We start from the raw sequence: 20829 nt of genomic DNA on the forward strand, positions 1-20829 counted from the left end.
CAGATGAATACTTATCAAACATATGAGCCATCACAGATGAGAGAATTGATTCGCGAAAAAAAGATCACAGGACCAACGGCTGGCTTTGCAGAGGGGTTTGCTCAAGCCAATTTAATGATTGTCAAAAAGGAACTTGCCTTTGATTTTCTTTTATTTTGTCAGCGGAATCCGGCTGCATGTCCCTTGCTTGATGTACTGGACCCAGGTGATCCAGTACCAAGACGGTCGGCCCCTCAAGCGGATATTCGTACGGACTTTCCTAAGTACCGTATTTACCGAAAAGGGATTCTTGAAGAAGAGGTGACAGATATCACTGCTTATTGGGAGGATGATATGGTTGCCTTTCTCATTGGATGCAGTTTTACGTTTGAGCACGCGCTTATGCTAAATGACATTCCTGTCCGCCATATCGAAGACGGTCATAACGTACCCATGTATCAAACGAATATAGCTTGTGAAAAAGCAGGAGTCTTTCATGGCCCGATGGTGGTCAGCATGAGACCCATTCCGGCGCATCAAGTCACAAGAAGTGTTCAAGTGACATCTCGATTTCCATCAGTCCATGGCGGACCGATCCATATAGGGGACCCAGCGGTGATTGGCATTTCCGATATAGGTCAGCCTGACTTTGGAGAACCATCTGTGATCAAAGAAGGAGAAGTCCCGGTGTTTTGGGCATGTGGTGTGACGCCGCAAGCCATTGTCATGCATACAAAACCCGATATTGCGATCACTCATGCACCCGGTCATATGTTCATCACAGATCGAAGAGATCAAAAGCTAGGTGTACTGTAGAAAGAGAGGTGTTCTCAAGTGGCTTTTTCAACGATAAAAGACTCCATCACCTACCACCCGCTGGGAGATGCAGCGATCGTCATCCAAGCTGGAGCTGACATACGTGAGGAGATTCATGCACGTGTTGAGCAGCTGTTTGCATGTATTGAACAGCACCCATTTGAAGGATATGTAGAAGCGGTTCAAGCCTTTACAAACGTGACTGTTTTCTACGAGCCTTATACCGTTCATCAATCGGCCCAGCTTCAAACACATGACCTGTCTCCATATGAATGGGTCAAAGGCTACATTGAACAACTTCTTGAAGACAAATGGCAGGAGGGAGTTCAGGTAAAGCGCCGCATCGTTGACATTCCAGTCTGTTACGGGGGAGCGCTGGGCCCTGATTTAGAAGAGGTTGCCCGTATCAATGGTTTAACGCCAGAGGAAGTCGTGCGTATTCACACTGCGGGCACGTACCTTGTCTATATGATTGGATTTGCCCCAGGGTTTCCGTTTTTAGGCGGGCTGTCTGAAAAGATCGCAGCACCACGCAGAGAAACACCAAGAATGTCCATTCCAAAAGGCTCTGTTGGTATTGCAGGAAAGCAGACAGGCGTTTATCCAATTTCTACACCCGGGGGCTGGCAGCTCATTGGACAAACCCCGCTGCCGCTTTTTCGCCCAGACGATGAAATTCCGAGTCTATTGAAAGCAGGGGACGAGGTCAGATTTGTCCAAATGTCTGAAAAGGAATTTTTCAGCATGAAGGAGGCAGAATGTTGAGTATTCATGTCATCAAGCCAGGGATGTACACAACCATTCAAGATAAAGGGCGTCAAGGCTATCAAAAGTATGGTGTCTTAACGAGCGGCGGCATGGACCCGCTCTCACTTAGAATCGCCAACATTCTCACCGGTAACCAAGAAAACGAAGCCGTGCTGGAAGTCACGTTGATGGGGCCGGGGCCTGTGCTCACATGTGAGAAGGATCAGCTCATTGCCGTCACTGGTGCTGATGTAGAGATTGATATTGATGGAGAGCGGGCACCGTTATGGAAGCCGCTTTTTGTCCGATCAGGAAGCACGATCACCTTTGGTCTTTGTAAGAGAGGCTGCCGCGTTTATCTTGCTGTGGCAGGTGGATTTGATGTGGCGCCAGTCATGCAGAGCAAAAGCACTTATGTCAGAGCAGGAATCGGTGGACTGAAAGGACGACCGCTTGAAAAAGGCGACATTCTGCCTGTTGGAGAGCCGTCTATCGTAGCAGATCATTTGTTTGATAGGCTGAAAAATAAAGTGAATCAGACGGGGTACGGCGCACCCGATTGGACAGTGAGTCATGATCATTTTTTGCCGCTGCGGAAATCGCCAGTGATTCGCGTGCTGGCAGGCAGGCATCTTTCTTTTTTTCAAGAAACATCTCAAACTGCTTTTTTTGAGCAGCCTTATCAGGTCACACCCCAATCAGATCGTATGGGCTGCCGGCTGAAGGGGGAGCCGGTTCATTTAAAAGAAAAGCTGGAATTGATCTCAGAAGCTGTCGCCTTTGGATCTATTCAAATTCCACCCGATGGCCAGCCGATTATTCTGCTGGCAGATCGGCAGACGACAGGCGGATACCCGCGTATTGGAGAAGTAGCAACTGTTGATCTGCCGCTTATTGCACAGGCGATGCCTGGGGCAAAGCTGTATTTTGAACAAATAGATCACCGGGATGCAGAGCAGGCGTTATTTAAGCAAGAAGCCGAACTGAGGGAGCTGGCCGCAAGAATCAAGCTGGAAGCATTCTCGTTTAGAAAAGGTGAAGAAGATGCAAAACACAAATAAAACGGTTGTGAAATCAATGGAGATTTTGCGGCTGTTTATCGCTCACGATCAATTAACATTAAATGAAATGATCGAGCTTTCCGGTATGCCGAAAACATCTGTTCATCGTATGGCGAGCTCTTTAGCTGATATGGGGCTGTTAGAAAAGCAAGAAACGGGTGTTTATCGATTAGGCTTGATGTTCCTTGAATACGGTCAGCTTGTGGCGGACCGCCTTGATATTCGAAGGATTGCAAGACCATTTATGGAAAGCTTACGGGATGAAGTAGGTGAAGCTGTACAGCTCATTGTTCGTGAGGGCGACGAAGCCATTTACGTGGAAAAGATTGAAGGTACGCAGCCTGTTCGTCTCTACACCGCCGTCGGCAGACGGTCCCCCCTATATGCGGGTGCCTGTGCGAGAAGTATTCTCTCCTTTTTGCCAGAGAGCGAGAGACTTGCCTATATTGACTCAATTGAGCTGGGGAAGATCGGAATTGGGACCATCACAGATAAAGAGGTTCTAAGAAACATGCTGGAAGAATCAAATGCACGGGGATATACGCTAAGCTATTCTGAGCTTGAAAACTATACAGCTGCGATTGGAGCCCCAATTTTCAATCATCTGGGGGAAGTGGTAGCAGGTATTAGCATTGCAGGATTTGAAGCAGGATATCAAAAAGAACGCTTACCTTACTTAATTAAACAGGTGAAAAAAGCCGCCAGTGATATTTCGAGGGAATTAGGATTTTCATCTGAACAAATAAAAAGCCAATGACCGTAAAGATCATTGGCTTTTTGCGTGCAGTTATTAGAAAGTTTTTCCTAAAGCTTTCGCACGTTCGATTGCATCTGCTTTAATTTGCTCTGCTTTCGCAGGCTCAGCATTGTGACCTTCAACGATAAGACCTTCGAAAGAAGGAATTCCGAAGAAGTTAGCGATTGTACCAAGGTAACGGTGACCTGCTTCAAGTTCAGCAGCAGGACCTTCAGAGTAGTATCCGCCACGTGCTTGGATGTGAAGAGCTTTTTTGTCTGTTAATAATCCAACAGGACCTTGCTCAGTGTATTTGAATGTTTTACCAGCTACAGCAACAGAGTCGATGTATGCTTTAAGAACTGGTGGGAATGAGAAGTTCCAAAGTGGTGAAACAAATACATATTTGTCAGCAGAAACGAATTGATCACTTAATTCGTTTAGACGAGCAACTTTCGCTTGCTCTTCAGCTGAAAGTGTATCGAAACCAGCGCCAGATTGAAGTTTGCCCCAGCCAGCGAATACATCTGCATCAATGTGAGGGATGTTTTCTTTGTACAAATCGATATGTACAACCTCGTCACTTGGATTTGCTTCCTTATAAGATTCGATAAATGCCTTAGCAGTAGCCATACTGTAAGAAACTGTTTCATCATGCGGATGTGCAGTGATGTATAAAACTTTTGCCATGTTCATTCAATCCTTTCTGTTTCGGTTATTTTTTTAGCGTATCCCAATGATACACTGAATATGTGGCATCTTTAATCATATTGGAATGCTATGAAAAAGATGTAACAAGCACAGTTACATGAAAACTGATATTTTCATTGTAATCACAATGTAGTTTGAAGTCAAGGTAAAAAGTCTCGAAATCAAGATAAAAAGTTTGTAAATTTTTCTGGAACGCGTAAACACGCAGTTTTCAGCGCAAAAAACCTACTCTTATTGAACAAAAAATTGATCGATATCGCAAGTAAAGAGTTTGTAAAGGCGCTGCATCTCAAAAAAAGATGGATGCCCCTAAGTCATCTGCTACAAGCATCTGTTCTCCGGTTTCGTATATATAAGAGAAGGCAGGAGAGAGTGAGGGATAAGAGTGGGACGATCCTATGTTGCGATTGGAGATTCCTTAACAGTTGGGGTGGGGGCGCGTTTATTTTGCGGAGGATTTGTTCAGCGGTTTTGGTGGATGCTTGAAAAAAAGACGCATGCACCAGTTGAGCTGTCCGTATTTGCAAAATCAGGGTTAACGACCGAGCAGATTTTACAGCTCTTCAAACGGTCAGAGGTGAGACGTTCGATTGCGGCAGCTGACATCATCACCATCACAGGCTGTGGGAATGACCTTGTTCAAGCTGTTCAGCAGTATGAAGATGGTGAAGATGAAAAGAAACTGCTGCAAGCAGTCATACATTGCCAGGCGAATTTTAGCAAGATGATTCAAGAAATCGCTCAGATCAAAAGAGGGCAGCATCAGCCCTACTACGTGTATTTCATGAATTTATATAATCCATTTCCACAAATACCAATAGCCGGTCGGTGGCTTCAGCAATATAATCAACAGCTTCGTTTGCTTGCTGCGAATCCGCATGTAGAAGTTGTGGATGTGTACCGGGCGTTTGAAGGACATGAAAGAGCCTACTTATCGATTGATCAATTTCACCCGAATCCTAAGGGGTATGAAGCGATGGCAGAAGCATTGTTTAAGGCATACTGTAAACAGCTGTAATCCGGTGGGATTGCAGTTTTTTTCATCCTTTTCAATATATGACGGTTTCGATATGATAAAAGAAACGAAGGCGAAAGAGGTGTGCAGGCATGGAGGAAATCAGTGCGTTTTTTCAAAAGATGACAGGAACGGCTTATGAAGTAGGAAAACAGCAGGCTGTCTGGCTTAAGGAGAACCCGTTGCTAAAGACACAATATATTCGAACAGAACCGGTAACACAACAGGCTGTGAAAGAAACGAAGCAGCTGATCCGTCCCTTTCTTCCTCAATTAGATGAAGAGATTGCTGGGTTTTGTGATGAAATGCAATTAGATGAGCGATATTTGACCTTTTTCTATTCATCTCATCTTCAGCCAGGCTGTTCCCACTGTGTGAGGCAGGGGAATATGGCGGCAGGTCAACAAACGGTCATGCTGCGTAACTATGATTTCTCCCCGATTTTTGATGATATGCGTCTTGTGACGACACATGTGAAAGGCTCAGTATATCATACAGGCTCGTCGCTGCTGTTGTTTGGCAGATCTGATGGAATGAATGAGCATGGTCTTGCTGTGACTTTCTCTGCTTGCGGTCCGCCGGTTGGCAATGAACCCGGTTTAAAGCCTCCAGCCGTCGCCGGTTTGCAGGTGTATCATGTGATTCGCTCTGTTCTGGAATCCTGTCCAACGGTCGAGGAAGCCATTCGCTCTATCGAGGAAATGCCCGTTGCCTCAAATGTTCATATCATGCTTGCCGATCGAAAAGGAAAGGCGGCTGTGATTGAAATCATTGATGGTCAAAAAAGGGTGAGGAGACCGGAGAGAGGTTATATTGCTGCAACGAATCATCCGGTAGCTGATCAAACAGCAAAAGGGATGACCAAACATCATTCTGTTGTCAGATACGATATGTTAATGGAAGCTTTAAAAGAGCAGCGATCAAGTGATTCTCTTGTGAAGCTGTTCCAGACAGAATATCCTGATGGTCTGACTGTGCACAATTATGAGGAGCTGTTTGGAACGATGCGAACCGTCATGTTCCGTCCAGAAGAAGGCACAATCGATTATTGCTTTGGCTCTCCCGTATACAATCCGACTTATTCTTTAAAAGCCGGGGGTTCACTGCCTTTTCAAGAACAAAAGGTTCAATTTCATCAAAAGGATTATGGACCGTCATTTTGGAAAAGTGTCTGATGATTCCTTGTTTATATTTTGTCACAGCCGCTGTGCCAAATTCAGATCAACTTAAGATTGCAGCGCTCGTTGAAAGCGTTTTATATTAAGGTGTGACAATAGACCTATTTATACAGAAGGAGGCATTTCATGTACATAACGGCACGAGAACAGAAAGTCATTAAATACATCATTCAGCAAAATCGTTATGTCACCATTCGTGAGATAGCCGATTCTGTTCAGGTAAGTACTAGAACGATCCATAGAGAACTAAAATCCATTAAACCAATATTGAAAGATTATCATCTTTCATTAGATAAACAGCCGGGGAAAGGCTTGAAGGCAGTCGGCGAACAGGAGGATAAACAGCGGCTTCTTGCTCATATGTCAAATGAGGATCAAATCGAATATAGCTCAGATGAACGAAAGCTCTTAATTCTATGTGCGCTGCTTGAAGCGAAGGAACCGGTGAAATTATACACACTCGCAGCTGACTTGCAGGTAACAAATGCGACGATCAGCTATGATTTAGATGAACTGACGGAGTGGATTGCTCCATACGGTTTGCAGCTTATCCGCAAGCGCGGGTACGGCATTGAATTAAAAGGGCCGGAGGAAGCAAAACGAAAAATTGTCGGCAATCTCATTGTTGACCGGCTCGACATTCAATTGTTTTTAGAAACGATTGAAATGAATATCAAACATCGAACGAAAGCAACGGAAAAGGTGTTTGGCGTTGTCAGCAGAGGACAGCTGCTAAAGGTAGAAAGGCTGCTCTTTCATTTGAAAGATCGACTGTCACTCTCTTTATCTGATAGTGCCTATATTGCACTTGTTGTTCACTTAACCTATGCTATTGAACGTATTCAGCTTGGGGAAACCATTCGAATGGAAGAGGAAGAGCTGCTGGAATTAAAGCGGACGAAGGAATTTGAATCATCACTTCGAATGGCAAGAGCGCTTGAACGCATGTTTAATGTGGAGATCCCTGAAGCGGAGGTCGGATATATGACCATCCACCTTCGCAGCGCAAATCGCAGCTTTCAGACTGAATACCGTATTGATGAAATTGAGCTGGATATAGCGCTGAGAACGAAAAAGCTCATTGATTTTATTTCAAATAAAACCGGCTATCATCTCAATGAAAATGATTCATTGTATGAGGGGCTCGTGTCTCATCTTGAGCCTGCCATGAACCGTCTAAAGGAAAAGATGAGAATCTATAATCCGCTCACACAACAAATTAAAAAAGACTACTTTTTGCTGTTTATGGCGATTGAAGAAGGAGTCGAGCGTTTCTTTCCAGAGATTGAATTTCCAGAGGATGAAATTGCCTTTCTTGTGCTTCACTTTGGCTCAGTGCTTGAAATCAAAAAAGAAGAAACAAAAATTCATGCGCTGGTTGTTTGCTCAAGCGGGATTGGTTCATCTAAAATGCTCGCCTCCCGGTTGAAAAAAGAATTGCCGGAGATCGCCAAATTCGATCTATCCTCTTTGATGGAGCTAAAGGAAATCGATGCATCGAGCTATGACATGATTGTCTCGACCGTTCCAATCCCATATGAGCATATCGATTACATCATGGTCAGCCCCCTTTTAAACGAGGATGATGCTATGCGTGTGAAGGCTCATATTAAACGGAAGATTCCTTATATCATCGAGAAAAAAAGAATAAAAGAACCTCCCGAAGAATTGGTGCAAGAAACCGTTGATATGATGGCGGTGGCAGAGCAGGTGACGAATTATATGTTTGTGATTCGCAGCATCCTGTCCCATTTTACCATCGAAAAAAGAGAGACGATGCCGCAGAATGATGAAACCATTAGGCAGCTGCTTCGTCAGCTTGAAGAGGAAGGATTTATCATACATGCAGATGATGTGGCGGGCGGCCTTTTGGAACGTGAACAGCAAGGCGGCTTAGGCATACCTGGCACTGAATTTGCTCTTTACCATTTAAAGCATACATTCATCAAGGAACCAATCTTTCATATTTATGATCTTGATCAGACATACGAGGTTAAAAGCATGGATGGCGGGCAGCAGCAGATGTCACGAATGCTCATGATGCTGGCGCCGCAAGAGCTTGGCAAGGAAGGGTCAGAAATGTTTAGTCTGATCAGTTCATCCATCATTGAAAGTGAAGAAAGCATGGCGCTTTATGGACAAGGAACAAAGGAAAACATTGAACAGAAATTACATCAGCTTTTCTATCAATTTGTCAAAGAGGCAAAGTGGTAAGAAAAAGGCCGAGAGCTTATTCGCTTCTCGGCTTTTTTGCTGTGACACAGACAGCAAGGGTAGGGCGAATTTCTTCATACTCAATAGAAAATTCATCAAACCCTGCAAACTGCAAGTCATTTAATATGTTTTCACCCATCTCTTTTGTCCGATTGGCGTCAGCTCCTTTTTCTCTTGGCTGCATCACAATAACGAGTGTCCCGCCTGGTTTTAAGGTGTGATAAAGATTGAGTAAGCCCGTTTTTGGATCATCCCAAATCGTAAAATTGTTAACAGACAGTACTTTGTCATACTGCTCTCCGGGAAGACGTGTTTTCTCGATTTTGCCGACATACAGACGAACCTGTTTGTCTTTTGCCCGTTTGCTGACGCGGGACTGTGCTTGCTCCTGCATGGTGGAAGAAGCATCCAGCCCATCAATGTGAAGGTCTTGATAATGCTTGAGCATATGTTTGATACTGTAGCCGGGTCCATAGCCAATTTCCAGAATGTTTTCACCATCTGTCAAATCTAAGTGGCGGATGGCCCATTGATTCAATGCTTTATTTTCATTTGCCATAATGAGTCCAGCAATGCTTCCGAGCCAGCCTTTTGGTCTGCTAAAGGTTTTCGAAATAGACAGCATGTGAGAACGCTCCTTTTTGATGATCATGTAACCGATTTTTCCCCTCTTCAAACATGCTGATTTTCGGGAACACATCAGTACAGCTTCATGATGTTTGAGAGAAAAAATGAGGTGGTAATGAAAGGATACATCAACAAATCAAGGAGGAGCTTACACATGGATTTACGTGATTATTTAACAAATGGCATTCCGCGCCAAACGCAGGATCAGCAGCCAGGCAGTGAAAGAGAAATGAATCCAGCGCCGATCTTTGAGGATGAATCATATCAAGGTTCTGGCAAGCTAAAAGGAAAAGTGGCCCTGATTACAGGTGGAGATAGTGGAATTGGACGGGCAGTATCTGTTGCCTATGCAAAGGAAGGTGCACATGTTGCCATTGTGTATTTAAATGAACATGAGGATGCAGAGGATACGCAAAAACGTGTAGAACAAGAAGGCGTCAAATGCTTAACGATTGCAGGAGATGTCGGTGACGAAGCCTTCTGTGAGAAAGCAGTAGAAAAAACAGTTGAAGCCTTTGGTCAATTAGACATTTTAGTAAATAATGCGGCTGAACAGCATCCGCAAGAACGTATTCAAGATATTTCGAGTGAACAGCTTCACCAAACCTTTAGAACCAACTTCTATTCCTATTTCTATTTTACGAAAAAGGCATTGGATTATTTAAAACCGGGAAGCTCCATTATTAACACAACATCCATTAACCCATATAGAGGTAACCCAGTGCTGATTGATTATACGGCAACAAAAGGAGCCATTAACGGCTTTACGCGTTCTATGGCACAATCGCTTGTGAAAGATGGGATTCGAGTGAACGGTGTAGCGCCAGGTCCAATTTGGACGCCGCTCATTCCATCTACATTTGATGAAGACAGTGTGGAAAGCTTCGGAGCAGAAACTCCGATGGGAAGACCAGGACAGCCTGTTGAGCATGTCGGCTGCTTTGTACTGCTGGCTTCTGACGAATCGTCTTATATGACAGGACAGACACTTCATGTCAATGGCGGTTCCTTTATGAATACATGATCTACCGCGGCACCGCCCAGCTTTGATTGGGCGGTGTTTTTAGTATTTCTTGCGATTTTTCTGCACAGATATGACAGACCATACGATTATGCCTACAACAACTGCCGCAATGACAAGTGAGCTCAAATGAAACATCGTTTCATGATGCATGTTCAATTTCTCCCTTCATTGAACCTGTTTTTTATAGCATCAGCCAGAAGGTCTCTTTTTATGAAAAACACATTTCTTTGTTTAATGAATGGGCTGTCGTGGAAACCTACGTATACGGATGAAATTTTGAAGGAGTGAAACGATATGTCTCAAGGAGAATTAAAACAAAAGGTATTAAACCTGTTAGATGAACAAAAGGTGGGAACACTAGCGACTGTTGAACAGGATAAGCCGCATACCCGCTATATGACTTTTTTCCATGAAGGGCTGACGTTATATACACCAACGAGTAAAGAAACACATAAAGCAGAAGAAATTGAAAAAAACCCGAATGTTCATATTCTCATTGGATATTCAGGCGAAGGATTCGGTGATACGTATGCAGAGATTGCAGGCACCGCAGCATTAACCGACGATCCGGAACTGATTGACCGTCTTTGGTCTGATGAGATGGAGAAATGGTTTAAAGGAAAAGATGACCCAAATCTAGTGATCCTGAAGATTGACCCAGCCTCCATTCGTTATATGAATGAAGGAAGCCGTACACCAGCAGAATTATCACTTTAACACTTGCGCAAGCAGGGGGAATGTGTTATAGTTTGATATTAAGTGTTGAAATAAGCAAATAAATAAAGAAAGTAAACTTTCTTTTTTCTATGACATAATGAGAAGCAATAGAGCTTCTACTTGATAAGAACGAGACGCTGTCAAAGCGAACAAACTTATTCTTTTCCTTCTGCCACCGCCCCCCTATAAGAGCGGAAGAATGGAAAAAAGACGTTTTGATTTACAATTCACACTGGCACGGCTTCGGAGCCGTAAGGACGAATGAGAGGTAGGGCTTTCGTTGTCTTGTTATCCAGAACTTCCATGGCGTTTACTTTCAAACGTAGGTTCACTCGGAACACATATGACACACTGATATGATCGAATCTTAATTCATACACTCCGTAACGGAGATTAAACATTGATTATTTATTTGCATGAAAAGAGTAAGGAACAGGCTGCCATCTATTTGGCAGCCTTTTTCATTGGGTCAAACAATAGGAACCCGAAACCAATAAGCCCAAGAAAAGGGGAGATGAAGATACAAACCAATCGCATAGCGTCCGCCCCAAAAGGGTTTGACACTAACAGCAGGCCGATAAATGCACAAATAATCAGAGTGAATAAAGCGAGCTTCATGATCATTTACTTTGTCCTTTTTTCTGATACCGCCAAATCCGCTCAATAAAAAAGAACATGACCGCAAACAAAATAGAAAACATGAACATATCCAGCAGTGTCACGCCTCTATTTGGATGCACAAGACCAAACCAAATGAATTGAAGAACAAAAGAGATCGCAAAATAAAGAATAGATTGTTTCATCATTTTCCCCTTTTCACTTATTTTTTTGTCCCTTAAGCCACAACAGCCAAATGATGAAGGAAGCAATCACACATGAGAGCAAAGTGACAGGCGGCAAGGTGTGCCAGCTAGTCAGCCCCTTTACAAAACACATATAAAAAAAGAAAATGGAAATGGATACGAGTACCCATTGCTTGAACCAGCGAGGGACACGCAGCCAAGCCGCTAGAATGATTGATGATAGCTTATCCAATGAGATAACTCCTTTTTTGAATCTGATTGGATTTTATCGTAAACAACAAAGTTTGTAAAATATGGATTTCAGAGGCTTTGATGGTATTCTTCTAGCATGAAACATTTTCGCTGTACTGACGTATAAGTTTAAGGAACCTCATGAAAGGAAGCGATCAAGTGAAAAGAATACCAATCATCTTCCTCAGATATATTGTCTTCTTTATTCCAGCCATCATTCTCAGTGTCTTGGTGTGGAATCATTACCAAGATGATTTGTCAGATGGGAAAGTAACAGAGTATGACGTCAAAGGAATGTTTACATTTGATGAAGGAAAACGAGTGGTGAGTGCTGTATCAAAAGACCAGCAGCTCCATTTTGCAATGTATGATCCTCAATCAGGAAAAAGAATTAGTGAATGGACCACAGAAAGTGATACGTTTCATGAAATGCTGCCATCCATTCAAGGAAACAATCTCTTACTGACTTTAAAAAATAAAGACGGGCAGCTGTTGATCGAGAAACTAACACCAAGCGGAAAAAAGAAAGAGCTCGTTCAAAATACCCTGCAGATTCCCTCATTTCTAAAGACGAATACATACCAATGGAATGGACGGCTCGTATTTACAGGAGAAATGGATGGTGCCGCTGCAGTCATCGGTGAGCTGAAGGATGGTCAGTTTCATGTGCACAATCTGAACGATCTAAAGCTGCCAGCAAGACCCGTTTCTATCGATGTCGTCATGAATTCCTTTAGAGGGCAGACGCCAATTCCTATGTTTGAATTGGCTTTGAAAAATGACCAGAAGGCGTATGTCAGCGGAATCTCAAACGAGAAGCAACAGCTTGGGGTTTATGTCTCCAAAAACGCTGAACCGTTCAGTCTCATTGAAGATAAAGTGGAGCAGCAGCTGGAGAAAACAATCGGGACATCACAAAACTTTGCAGTCGCTGTCGAATCTAACTATCCAAAAAGGGCAAGGAAAGTGAATGCAGAGGGAAGGCTTGGGGAAGTCATTCCAACACCAAAGCCGATTTATCAAACCTTTATTTACCAGCTTAATGAAGAAGAAGTTTTTCTTGCAGGCTCTACAGCAAAGGACGAAGCAAAAGGCAAACTGACAGGTTATATTTATAACCATCGCACGAATAAGGCGACGTCTGCCAGCAAGCTTTTGCAGTCGTTTTCATATGAATCTTTACAAAGAGAAGGGCTCTCTTTCAATAAAAATGTGAAGAGCGACTGGCTCTATTATTCATTTGACAATCAATTAACGGGTGCATTTGAGACGAAAAGCAAAGAACTAAAGGAATTTCCTTTGCAAAAGGTCATCTCAATTGAAAACGCCAGTCCGGCCCACCAAACGTCTGTTGATACCTTTACGCAATATGTTATGAAGGGCGGACCGCTCATTCTTAACTGGGCGATATGGATCTTGATCCCGCTATTATTATTTGTGCTAGCGATCTTCCTGCCGCCGATTTTGAGACTGGTGAGGAGAAACAAGATAAAGGACAGTGTCACATTAGAAGCCAATATTGTGTCTGTTAAAGAAACGGGCACCTACATCAACGAACAGCCAGTCGTCAAAATGCTGCTTCAATTTCAATATGATGGGGAAAACATCGAGAAGACGGTTAAAACGGTTGTATCCTACACCCAGATACCACAGCCGGGACAGCGTATTGTCATTCACTATGATCCAAAGAAGAAAAAAGCGATGCTCTTAAAAGAGGGTGACTTCTCGCAGCCAAGCGAGGCAAAGTTTATCAAAGGCGCTGTTTTAAGAAACATAGAATCATATGGAACTGTAGGACGAGGCACCGTCTTATCACTCACATTTGAATTAGATCAGAAAACGTATATCATTCCGATGATTCAAGCCGCCGGTTTTGAATTTAGAACAGGAGAAAAAGCCGATCTTGTCGATATCAACGGCCAGCTCAAAATGGCAGCCTATGGCCATGAAGTGCGGAATCGATCGGGGAAAGATGTGACGTTAACAGGAACGATTCAGCGTGTGAAGCAATATCCAGTGGCCATCCATGAACAAAAGCCTATTCAGCTTGATGTGTCGGTTTCAAACGGCGATGAGTCCATCACAAAAACGGTCAGCCAATTCATCCCTGATCATATGCAGGTCACAGCCGGCACTCAAATCACGATCCAGACAAAAAAAGAAGAGCTGGATAGAGAAATGGGTCTCATGCAAGAGAAACAAGGAAGTGCAAAAGTGACCAATGTTGAATTTGCTGGCGTCATCGGCAATCTGCCGTTAGCAATCATTCAGGTTGAGAGAAATGGCATGATGTATGAAGTGAAACAGCCAATCGATCCAATCACTAGCGTCTTGCCTGGTGATGAATTATGGGTGGCGTATCACGACATGACGCGTCAAGCAGCCATTGTGAAATATGCATCGATATAAAAAAGCGTTCCCCAGCGTGGAAAAAAAGGGCTAAAACGAATGTCGTTTTAGCCCTTTTTGATTAAGCTTTTGTATCATATTGGCGGAGCACCTTATCGTAGGCGAAGTTACCGAAAGGAATGAAAGCCGCAAAAAAACCGGCGATGGACCATTTCAAATGCCAGCGAACTTTAAAAGTCACATATGCCAAAACGAGCATATAGATGACAAACAATGCGCCATGAAGAGAGCCTACAATAGTGACTGCCATCGGAATATCCGCAAAATATTTTAGAGGCATGGCAATTAAAAGAAGGGTTAAAAGAGACATACCCTCAATAAAACCCGCCTGTCGAAGACGGCTAATACTTGTATGCATATACAAATCCTCCTGTATAAAAGCTAGTTTCTCATCTTCTAATATAAACGAAAGATCGTCTGGACATGCTGAAATCTACGAAAAATTCAAAATATGTTCATGGAATGCTTAAAAAATGGGAAAAGCCCTTTATTCTTTGTTTGTTTTAGAGAGTACTTGCTTTAAGTGCATCACATCATGTAATAAGTGCTCTGTCATTGCTTGAACCGCTTCTATGGAGCGGCGCTCTTTTATTTCAGAATAGATGGCTATATGCTCTCTTTGAATGGTTTCAGCACGAGCCCCGCCGCTAAAATGGAAGATGCGGCAATAGTGAATGAGTGCATTCACGTGATTCAATTGTTTGGATAAGCGGTCATTGTGACTCGCCAACATGATTTTTTGGTGAAAGGCTTCATGTAACTGGACGATCTCTTTAGATGGCAGCAGCTGCTTGATCGCTTCGTCCGCCTGTGTGAGAACCTGCTCAATTTCATCCATTTCTCTTTGCGAGGCTTCCTTACAGGCAAGTTCAACAGCAAGTGTTTCTAAGGCCGCCCGAATTTGATAAAGCTCCTCAACATCTTTTTCTGTTAACGTATAGACGGAATAGCCTGAGCGATGATCCGCGATTAAAAGCTCGTCTTTTTCTAACAGCCTCATCGCCTCTCTTACCGGTGATCGGCTTACGCCAAATTGCTTGGCAAGCTGCGTTTCATTGATGCGCTCTCCTGGCTGAAACTGGCCATCAAATATCATTTGCTTCAGCTGTTCATAAAATTGCATGTGATACGGTGCTGGTCTTTCCATCTCGAATGAATTCATCCCATCATTCCCTCTTTTATTCATCATCTTTTGTCTCATGTTATCCAAGTTTTTCCCTCTAGGCAAGCCTGCATCGAAAAGTCAATATCGTACAATCCAAGAGAAAAAGGGTGTGCTACACTAATGATCAGTTCAGTGAAAAGAGGGATCGACATGAACACACAAGAGGAACGAACTGTACATTTTGATCAAGACTTGCAAATAGAGGCGTATCGCTTTCATGGCATCATGCAAAAGTTCCCGAATCATTTTCATACATATTATGTGATTGGATTTATTGAAGATGGTCAAAGACGTTTGATCTGCCAAAATCAAGAATACATCATTGAAAAGGGTGATATCCTTCTTTTCAATCCGTATGATAATCACGCATGTGAACAAATTGATCACAGGACACTCGATTATCGCTGCTTAAATATTGAAGCTGAGGTGCTGGAAAAAATCTTTCAGCACAAGCCGCATTTTAAAGCCCCTGTGTTTTCACAAAGTGAACGAACAAAGCCGTTATATGATCTACATCAAATGATCACAGAAGAAGCGCCTGCTTTGAATAAACAGGAAACCTTCTATTTCTTTATGAAACAATTGATTGAAGCCTATGCTGATACCTCAGGGGAAAAAATATCAGCCGCACATGCCAACGAACAAAAAGTCCAAGACGTACAGCAATATATCGAAACACACCTCACGGAAAATATCTCGTTAGATGACTTAGGTGAGCTTGTGTCCATGAACAAATATTCATTGCTGCGTGCTTTTACAAAGTTCAGAGGGATTACACCGTACCGTTATTTACAGACAGTCAGAGTGAACTATGCGAAGGAACTTCTCGCCCAAGGAGTGAAGCCTGTAGATGCGGCTGCCTCCGCTGGATTTTCTGATCAAAGTCATTTCAGTCATTTCTTTTCAGAATTTATTGGGCTCACGCCAGGGCAGTATCAGCAAATTTTTGTAAAGCAGGTAACAGCTGATGAAAAATAAACAGCTGCTTGGTCATTTAGCGGCCATGTTCACCATTTTTTTATGGGGATCCACCTTTATCTCTACCAAAATATTATTAACGGCTTTTTCTCCAACAGAGATTTTATTTTTCCGTTTTTTTATAGGGTACTTGGCTCTGGTGATCATCTATCCAGTCACCATGAAGGTGCGAAATAAAAAGCATGAAGGGATGTTTGCGCTGGCAGGTTTATGCGGTGTGGTCTTATATTACTTTTTAGAAAATGTCGCACTTACTTATACGTTTGCTTCGAATGCAGGTGTCATCAGCTCCGTTGTCCCATTCTTCTCTTTTCTATTGTCTTATTTTTTATTAAAAGATGAGCCGCTGCACAGCCGGTTTTTCATAGGCTTTTTCATCGCGATGACGGGAATCGTGCTGATCAGTATGAATGGAATGGCGACGTTTCAATTGAATCCACTCGGTGATGCGTTAGCATTAACGGCCACTATCGTCTGGGCATTCTATTCCATTTTATCGAAGATGATCAACCAATATGGCTACCATATCATTCAGGTAACAAGGCGTGTCTTCTTTTACGGACTGCTATGGATGATTCCACTGATCTGGCATTTTAAAATTCGTTTAGACTGGGAACGATTGACGAATCCATCGTTTGCCTTCCACTTGCTGTTTTTAGGCCTTTTCGCATCTGCCATTTGTTTTCTGACATGGAGCTTTTCCGTGAAAACGCTCGGTGTGGTGAAATCGAGTGTGTATATTTATGGAGTGCCCATTATTACGATGGTCATTTCAATGATCGTTCTTCACGAGAGATTGACCTTCATGTCTGCGCTTGGAACGGTACTGACCTTAGGAGGTTTGCTGCTTTCAGATAAAAAAAGTGCGGGAAGAAAGAAAAAGAAGCCCCGTGTGCTGATGCAGGATAAAAAGGCGCTTTGATCAAAAAAGCGTCTTTTGTCCATTGTAAGAACAGACACTCTCTAGTAAACTCGAATTAAATGGTCGACGGTCGACCGATGACGAAGGGGGAAAAATCAATGAAGCATGTTTCAATTGCAGCAATTCTAGGAGACGGGGTTGGAAAGGAAGTTGTGCCTGAAGCCATCCGAGTTTTGAAAGCGATATCAGATGTGCATGGCGGTCTGTCTTTCACCTTTCAGGATTTTCCGTGGAGCTGTGAATATTATTTAGAGCATGGCGAAATGATGCCAAAGGATGGATTGGAACAACTGAAAGCCTTTGACAGCATTTTCTTAGGGGCAGTCGGAGATGCCAATTTAGTGCCGGATCATGTATCGCTTTGGGGATTGCTGATTAAAATTAGACGTGAATTTGAGCAGGTGATTAACGTTAGACCTGCAAAACAGCTGAGCGGTATTCGCTCCCCGCTTGCTCAGCCAAAGGATTTCGATCTTCTTGTTGTAAGAGAAAACGGTGAAGGCGAATATAGTGAAATCGGAGGCCGCATCTATCAAGGGGAAGATCAGCTTGCCATTCAAAATGCTGTTTTCTCCAGAAAAGGGACAGAGAGAGCCATGCGCTTTGCTTTTCAATTAGCAGAAAAAAGACGAAAGCATGTGACAAGTGCAACCAAATCGAATGGAATCGTTCATACAATGCCATTTTGGGATGAAGTGTTTCGAGACGTAGCAAAGGATTATCCAGAGGTGACAGCAGACTCGCAGCACATTGATGCGCTCTCAGCCTTCTTTGTGACAAGACCAGAGAAATTCGATGTGATTGTTGCCAGCAATTTATTTGGCGATATTTTAACTGATCTTGGGGCTGCGATTATGGGAAGTATTGGCGTGGCGCCTGCTGCCAACATCAATGTAAATGGCAAATATCCATCCATGTTTGAGCCTGTACATGGATCAGCCCCAGATATTGCAGGGAAAGGAATTGCCAACCCAATCGGTCAAATTTGGACCGCTAAACTCATGCTTGATCATTTCGGAGAGGAAGAACTAGGTACACACCTGCTCGAAATCATCGAGTCAGTCACAGCAGACGGCTTTTTAACGGCAGACATCGGCGGGGCTTATCAAACACAAGAAATCACAAACGAAATTATCACGCGTTTGAAGAAATAATCCGTCATTAGAACCGCATCTCCACGTCTGCTATAATAAAAGGATGGATAGAAGAAAGAGATGTGAAATCTAGTGTCAAAAACAGTTGTATTAGCAGAGAAACCTTCAGTAGGACGTGACTTAGCGCGTGTACTGAAGTGTCATAAAAAAGGAAATGGTTTTTTAGAAGGAGATCAATACATTGTCACGTGGGCCCTTGGCCATTTGGTCACACTGGCTGATCCAGAAGGCTACGGAAAAGAATTTCAATCCTGGCGTTTAGAGGATTTGCCGATCATTCCAGAGCCGCTAAAGCTTGTCGTCATGAAAAAGACAGGAAAACAATTCCAAGCAGTAAAAGCACAGCTAGCAAGAAAAGATGTAAAAGACATTGTCATCGCAACAGATGCTGGACGTGAAGGGGAGCTTGTCGCAAGATGGATTCTTGAAAAAGCGCATGTGAAAAAGCCGCTAAAACGACTATGGATCTCATCTGTTACGGACAAAGCCATTCAAGAAGGCTTCAAACGACTAAAAGACGGCAGAGAATATGATAATCTGTACCGCTCAGCGGTTGCACGTGCTGAGGCAGACTGGATTGTAGGGATCAACGCAACAAGAGCGCTGACGACCAAGTTCAATGCGCAGCTTTCCTGCGGACGGGTACAAACACCAACGATTGCCATGATCGCCAAACGAGAAGAAGACATTCAGCAATTCCAGCCGAAGCCGTTTTATGGAATGACTGCACAAGTAGATGGACTTACCTTGACGTGGCAGGATGCCAAAACAAAGCAAAACCGCACATTCCAAGAGAATGTCATAAAAGAGCGCTTGGCAGGCTGCAAAGGAAAACCAGCAGCGATCGATGCATTGAAAAAAACAGCGAAAAAAGCTTTTGCTCCAGGGCTGTACGACCTCACTGAATTGCAGCGTGATGCGCATAAACGCTATGGCTTCTCAGCGAAAGAAACCTTGTCTACGCTTCAACGGTTGTATGAGCAGCATAAGCTTGTGACATACCCGCGTACAGATTCACGATTTATTTCAGCGGATATCGTTCCTACATTAAAAGATCGATTAAAAGGAATGAATGTCAGACCGTACGCTCAGCATGTGAACCGCATTTTACAATCAGGCGTGAAAGCACACAAAGGCTTTGTCAACGATGCAAAAGTGTCAGATCACCATGCGATTATTCCAACCGAGGAAGAGCTGTATCCTGGTGCATTAAGTGATAAAGAGCGTAAATTATATGATCTGATTGCCAAACGATTCCTTGCTGTACTCATGAATCCTTTTGAATACGAGGAAACAACGGTGATCGCCAAAATAGGCAGTGAAACATTCACAGCAAAAGGAAAAACTGTGCAATCAGCCGGCTGGAAAGCTGTGTACGATGAATCCTATGAAGAAGAGGAATCAGCCGAAGCAGATCAGCATCTGCCGGTACTTTCCGAAGGGCAATCACTTGAAGTACGCCAGCTGAAAGAAACAAAAGGAGAAACGAAACCTCCTGCTCGTTTTAATGAAGCAACCCTGCTATCTGCTATGGAGAACCCAGCGGCATTTATGCAGAATCAGGAAAAGGATTTAGTGAAAACCCTTGGTGAAACAGGCGGACTAGGGACAGTGGCCACAAGAGCCGATATCATTGAAAAACTGTTTAACAGTTTCTTAATCGAGAAAAAGGGCAAAGACATTTTCATCACATCGAAAGGGAAGCAGCTGCTCTCCTTAGTGCCTGAAGACTTAAAGTCTCCTGCGTTAACAGCGGAATGGGAACAAAAGCTTTCTAAAATCGCAAAAGGACAGCTGAAGGCTTCTCAATTCATGAGTGAAATGAAGACCTATGCAAAACAAGCCGTATCTGAAATCAAACAGACGAACCAAACCTTTAAGCATGACAATGTCACTGGCACCCATTGTCCGGACTGCGGAAAACTGATGCTGAAAGTAAACGGAAAACATGGCACAATGCTCGTGTGCCAAGACCGAGAATGCGGCCACCGTAAAAATGTGGCGAAGAAAACAAACGCACGCTGCCCGAACTGTCATAAAAAGCTCGAGCTGCGCGGAGAAGGCGATGGCAAAATCTTTGCTTGTGTGTGCGGCCATAGAGAAAAACTGTCTGTTTTCGAAAAACGCAAATCACAATCCAATCAAAAGAAAGCCAGTAAGCACGATGTGTCTAAATATATGAAGAAACAAAAGAAAGTGGAAGAACCAATCAATAACGCACTGGCTGAGCAATTAAAGAAATTAAAATTAGATCAATAGTATTATAAAAACCCATGCGGAAACGCATGGGTTTTCCAATGTAATCAAGCATATCGACATATTGTTTTTCTGAAAATGGGAAT

Annotated in this window: 20 protein-coding genes; 14 read left to right on the forward strand and 6 right to left on the reverse strand. The window is 43.3% G+C overall.

From position 1 onward, the window contains the following. The first annotated feature begins 3 nt into the window (after positions 1–3). The 4 genes from NSQ34_RS02225 to NSQ34_RS02240 are packed head-to-tail and all read left to right on the forward strand — an operon-like array spanning position 4 to position 3360. A complete protein-coding gene (locus NSQ34_RS02225) occupies positions 4–795 on the forward strand; it encodes a putative hydro-lyase (protein ID WP_041116698.1) in 792 nt (263 codons plus the stop codon). 18 nt (positions 796–813) lie between these two features. Continuing rightward, positions 814–1560 carry a 5-oxoprolinase subunit PxpB gene (gene pxpB / locus NSQ34_RS02230; RefSeq protein WP_046313919.1) on the forward strand — a complete coding sequence of 249 codons (747 nt, stop codon included), beginning with the start codon at positions 814–816 and terminating at the stop codon, positions 1558–1560. Then, on the forward strand, positions 1557–2603 hold the full coding sequence (locus NSQ34_RS02235) for a biotin-dependent carboxyltransferase family protein (protein ID WP_098677283.1): 1047 nt from the start codon (positions 1557–1559) through the stop codon (positions 2601–2603). The genes pxpB and NSQ34_RS02235 overlap by 4 nt, the downstream gene beginning before the upstream one ends. After that, positions 2587–3360, forward strand: coding sequence for an IclR family transcriptional regulator (locus NSQ34_RS02240; protein ID WP_041116704.1), 774 nt, complete (start codon positions 2587–2589; stop codon positions 3358–3360). Before NSQ34_RS02235 ends, NSQ34_RS02240 begins: the two co-directional genes overlap by 17 nt. A 33-nt stretch (positions 3361–3393) precedes the next feature. Here NSQ34_RS02240 and NSQ34_RS02245 read toward each other — a convergent pair whose 3' ends face one another. Further along, entirely contained in the window at positions 3394–4029 is a 636-nt protein-coding gene (locus NSQ34_RS02245; protein ID WP_024425558.1) for an FMN-dependent NADH-azoreductase, read from the reverse strand. Positions 4030–4435: 406 nt separating this feature from the next. Here NSQ34_RS02245 and NSQ34_RS02250 point away from each other — a divergent pair, with 406 nt between their 5' ends. The 3 genes from NSQ34_RS02250 (at position 4436) to NSQ34_RS02260 (ending at position 8457) form a co-directional block, all read left to right on the forward strand. After that, positions 4436–5068: a GDSL-type esterase/lipase family protein gene (locus tag NSQ34_RS02250; protein ID WP_120208372.1), complete on the forward strand. Its 633-nt coding sequence runs from the start codon at positions 4436–4438 to the stop codon at positions 5066–5068. Positions 5069–5157: 89 nt separating this feature from the next. Further along, positions 5158–6240 carry a C45 family peptidase gene (locus tag NSQ34_RS02255; RefSeq protein WP_120208370.1) on the forward strand — a complete coding sequence of 361 codons (1083 nt, stop codon included), beginning with the start codon at positions 5158–5160 and terminating at the stop codon, positions 6238–6240. A 129-nt stretch (positions 6241–6369) separates the two neighbouring features. Further along, a complete protein-coding gene (locus NSQ34_RS02260) occupies positions 6370–8457 on the forward strand; it encodes a PRD domain-containing protein (protein WP_254001576.1) in 2088 nt (695 codons plus the stop codon). Between the two features lie 16 nt (positions 8458–8473). On the opposite strand, the gene NSQ34_RS02265 is transcribed toward NSQ34_RS02260, so the two are convergent. Then, positions 8474–9082, reverse strand: a complete 609-nt coding sequence (locus NSQ34_RS02265; RefSeq protein ID WP_034283827.1) for a class I SAM-dependent methyltransferase — start codon at positions 9080–9082, stop codon at positions 8474–8476. Between the two features lie 156 nt (positions 9083–9238). On the opposite strand from NSQ34_RS02265, the gene NSQ34_RS02270 reads away from it, so the two are divergent. Both NSQ34_RS02270 and NSQ34_RS02275 read left to right on the forward strand, forming a co-directional pair. Continuing rightward, positions 9239–10108 (forward strand): SDR family oxidoreductase, encoded by an 870-nt coding sequence (locus tag NSQ34_RS02270; RefSeq protein ID WP_034283829.1) that lies wholly within the window; start codon positions 9239–9241, stop codon positions 10106–10108. 294 nt (positions 10109–10402) lie between these two features. Next, on the forward strand, positions 10403–10825 hold the full coding sequence (locus NSQ34_RS02275; RefSeq protein WP_046313929.1) for a pyridoxamine 5'-phosphate oxidase family protein: 423 nt from the start codon (positions 10403–10405) through the stop codon (positions 10823–10825). 620 nt (positions 10826–11445) lie between these two features. Here NSQ34_RS02275 and NSQ34_RS02280 read toward each other — a convergent pair. After that, on the reverse strand, positions 11446–11628 hold the full coding sequence (locus NSQ34_RS02280) for a hypothetical protein (RefSeq protein WP_041116717.1): 183 nt from the start codon (positions 11626–11628) through the stop codon (positions 11446–11448). A gap of 13 nt (positions 11629–11641) precedes the next feature. Further along, positions 11642–11860, reverse strand: a complete 219-nt coding sequence (locus NSQ34_RS02285; RefSeq protein ID WP_081123999.1) for a hypothetical protein — start codon at positions 11858–11860, stop codon at positions 11642–11644. A gap of 158 nt (positions 11861–12018) precedes the next feature. Here NSQ34_RS02285 and NSQ34_RS02290 point away from each other — a divergent pair, with 158 nt between their 5' ends. Then, positions 12019–14268 (forward strand): hypothetical protein, encoded by a 2250-nt coding sequence (locus tag NSQ34_RS02290; RefSeq protein WP_268456393.1) that lies wholly within the window; start codon positions 12019–12021, stop codon positions 14266–14268. Between the two features lie 61 nt (positions 14269–14329). Here the strand turns inward: NSQ34_RS02290 and NSQ34_RS02295 are convergent, their stop codons facing one another. Both NSQ34_RS02295 and NSQ34_RS02300 read right to left on the reverse strand, forming a co-directional pair. Further along, positions 14330–14626 (reverse strand): DUF3817 domain-containing protein, encoded by a 297-nt coding sequence (locus NSQ34_RS02295; RefSeq protein ID WP_034664017.1) that lies wholly within the window; start codon positions 14624–14626, stop codon positions 14330–14332. 129 nt (positions 14627–14755) lie between these two features. Next, positions 14756–15430 carry a GntR family transcriptional regulator gene (locus tag NSQ34_RS02300; RefSeq protein WP_342501026.1) on the reverse strand — a complete coding sequence of 225 codons (675 nt, stop codon included), beginning with the start codon at positions 15428–15430 and terminating at the stop codon, positions 14756–14758. Between the two features lie 153 nt (positions 15431–15583). Here NSQ34_RS02300 and NSQ34_RS02305 point away from each other — a divergent pair, with 153 nt between their 5' ends. The 4 genes from NSQ34_RS02305 (at position 15584) to NSQ34_RS02320 (ending at position 20746) form a co-directional block, all read left to right on the forward strand. Continuing rightward, positions 15584–16411 carry an AraC family transcriptional regulator gene (locus tag NSQ34_RS02305; RefSeq protein WP_268456394.1) on the forward strand — a complete coding sequence of 276 codons (828 nt, stop codon included), beginning with the start codon at positions 15584–15586 and terminating at the stop codon, positions 16409–16411. Then, entirely contained in the window at positions 16401–17333 is a 933-nt protein-coding gene (locus NSQ34_RS02310) for a DMT family transporter (protein ID WP_268456395.1), read from the forward strand. The genes NSQ34_RS02305 and NSQ34_RS02310 overlap by 11 nt, the downstream gene beginning before the upstream one ends. A gap of 98 nt (positions 17334–17431) precedes the next feature. Continuing rightward, entirely contained in the window at positions 17432–18487 is a 1056-nt protein-coding gene (locus NSQ34_RS02315) for a tartrate dehydrogenase (RefSeq protein WP_120208358.1), read from the forward strand. A 72-nt stretch (positions 18488–18559) separates the two neighbouring features. After that, positions 18560–20746 (forward strand): DNA topoisomerase III, encoded by a 2187-nt coding sequence (locus NSQ34_RS02320; protein ID WP_268456396.1) that lies wholly within the window; start codon positions 18560–18562, stop codon positions 20744–20746. Positions 20747–20829: the final 83 nt, after the last annotated feature.

The organism is Bacillus sp. FSL P2-0069, assembly GCF_038593315.1.
GTDB lineage: Bacteria > Bacillota > Bacilli > Bacillales > Bacillaceae > Bacillus > Bacillus safensis.

Excerpts from the sequence above, each read along its gene's own strand:
- NSQ34_RS02225 (WP_041116698.1), top strand. The coding sequence starts at position 4 with ATGAATACTTATCAAACATATGAGCCATCACAGATGAGAGAATTGATT.
- NSQ34_RS02240 (WP_041116704.1), top strand. The coding sequence starts at position 2,587 with ATGCAAAACACAAATAAAACGGTTGTGAAATCAATGGAGATTTTGCGG.
- NSQ34_RS02245 (WP_024425558.1), bottom strand. The coding sequence starts at position 4,029 with ATGGCAAAAGTTTTATACATCACTGCACATCCGCATGATGAAACAGTT.
- NSQ34_RS02255 (WP_120208370.1), top strand. The coding sequence starts at position 5,158 with ATGGAGGAAATCAGTGCGTTTTTTCAAAAGATGACAGGAACGGCTTAT.
- NSQ34_RS02260 (WP_254001576.1), top strand. The coding sequence starts at position 6,370 with ATGTACATAACGGCACGAGAACAGAAAGTCATTAAATACATCATTCAG.
- NSQ34_RS02265 (WP_034283827.1), bottom strand. The coding sequence starts at position 9,082 with ATGCTGTCTATTTCGAAAACCTTTAGCAGACCAAAAGGCTGGCTCGGA.
- NSQ34_RS02270 (WP_034283829.1), top strand. The coding sequence starts at position 9,239 with ATGGATTTACGTGATTATTTAACAAATGGCATTCCGCGCCAAACGCAG.
- NSQ34_RS02275 (WP_046313929.1), top strand. The coding sequence starts at position 10,403 with ATGTCTCAAGGAGAATTAAAACAAAAGGTATTAAACCTGTTAGATGAA.
- NSQ34_RS02280 (WP_041116717.1), bottom strand. The coding sequence starts at position 11,628 with ATGAAACAATCTATTCTTTATTTTGCGATCTCTTTTGTTCTTCAATTC.
- NSQ34_RS02295 (WP_034664017.1), bottom strand. The coding sequence starts at position 14,626 with ATGCATACAAGTATTAGCCGTCTTCGACAGGCGGGTTTTATTGAGGGT.
- NSQ34_RS02300 (WP_342501026.1), bottom strand. The coding sequence starts at position 15,430 with ATGAATTCATTCGAGATGGAAAGACCAGCACCGTATCACATGCAATTT.
- NSQ34_RS02305 (WP_268456394.1), top strand. The coding sequence starts at position 15,584 with ATGAACACACAAGAGGAACGAACTGTACATTTTGATCAAGACTTGCAA.
- NSQ34_RS02310 (WP_268456395.1), top strand. The coding sequence starts at position 16,401 with ATGAAAAATAAACAGCTGCTTGGTCATTTAGCGGCCATGTTCACCATT.
- NSQ34_RS02315 (WP_120208358.1), top strand. The coding sequence starts at position 17,432 with ATGAAGCATGTTTCAATTGCAGCAATTCTAGGAGACGGGGTTGGAAAG.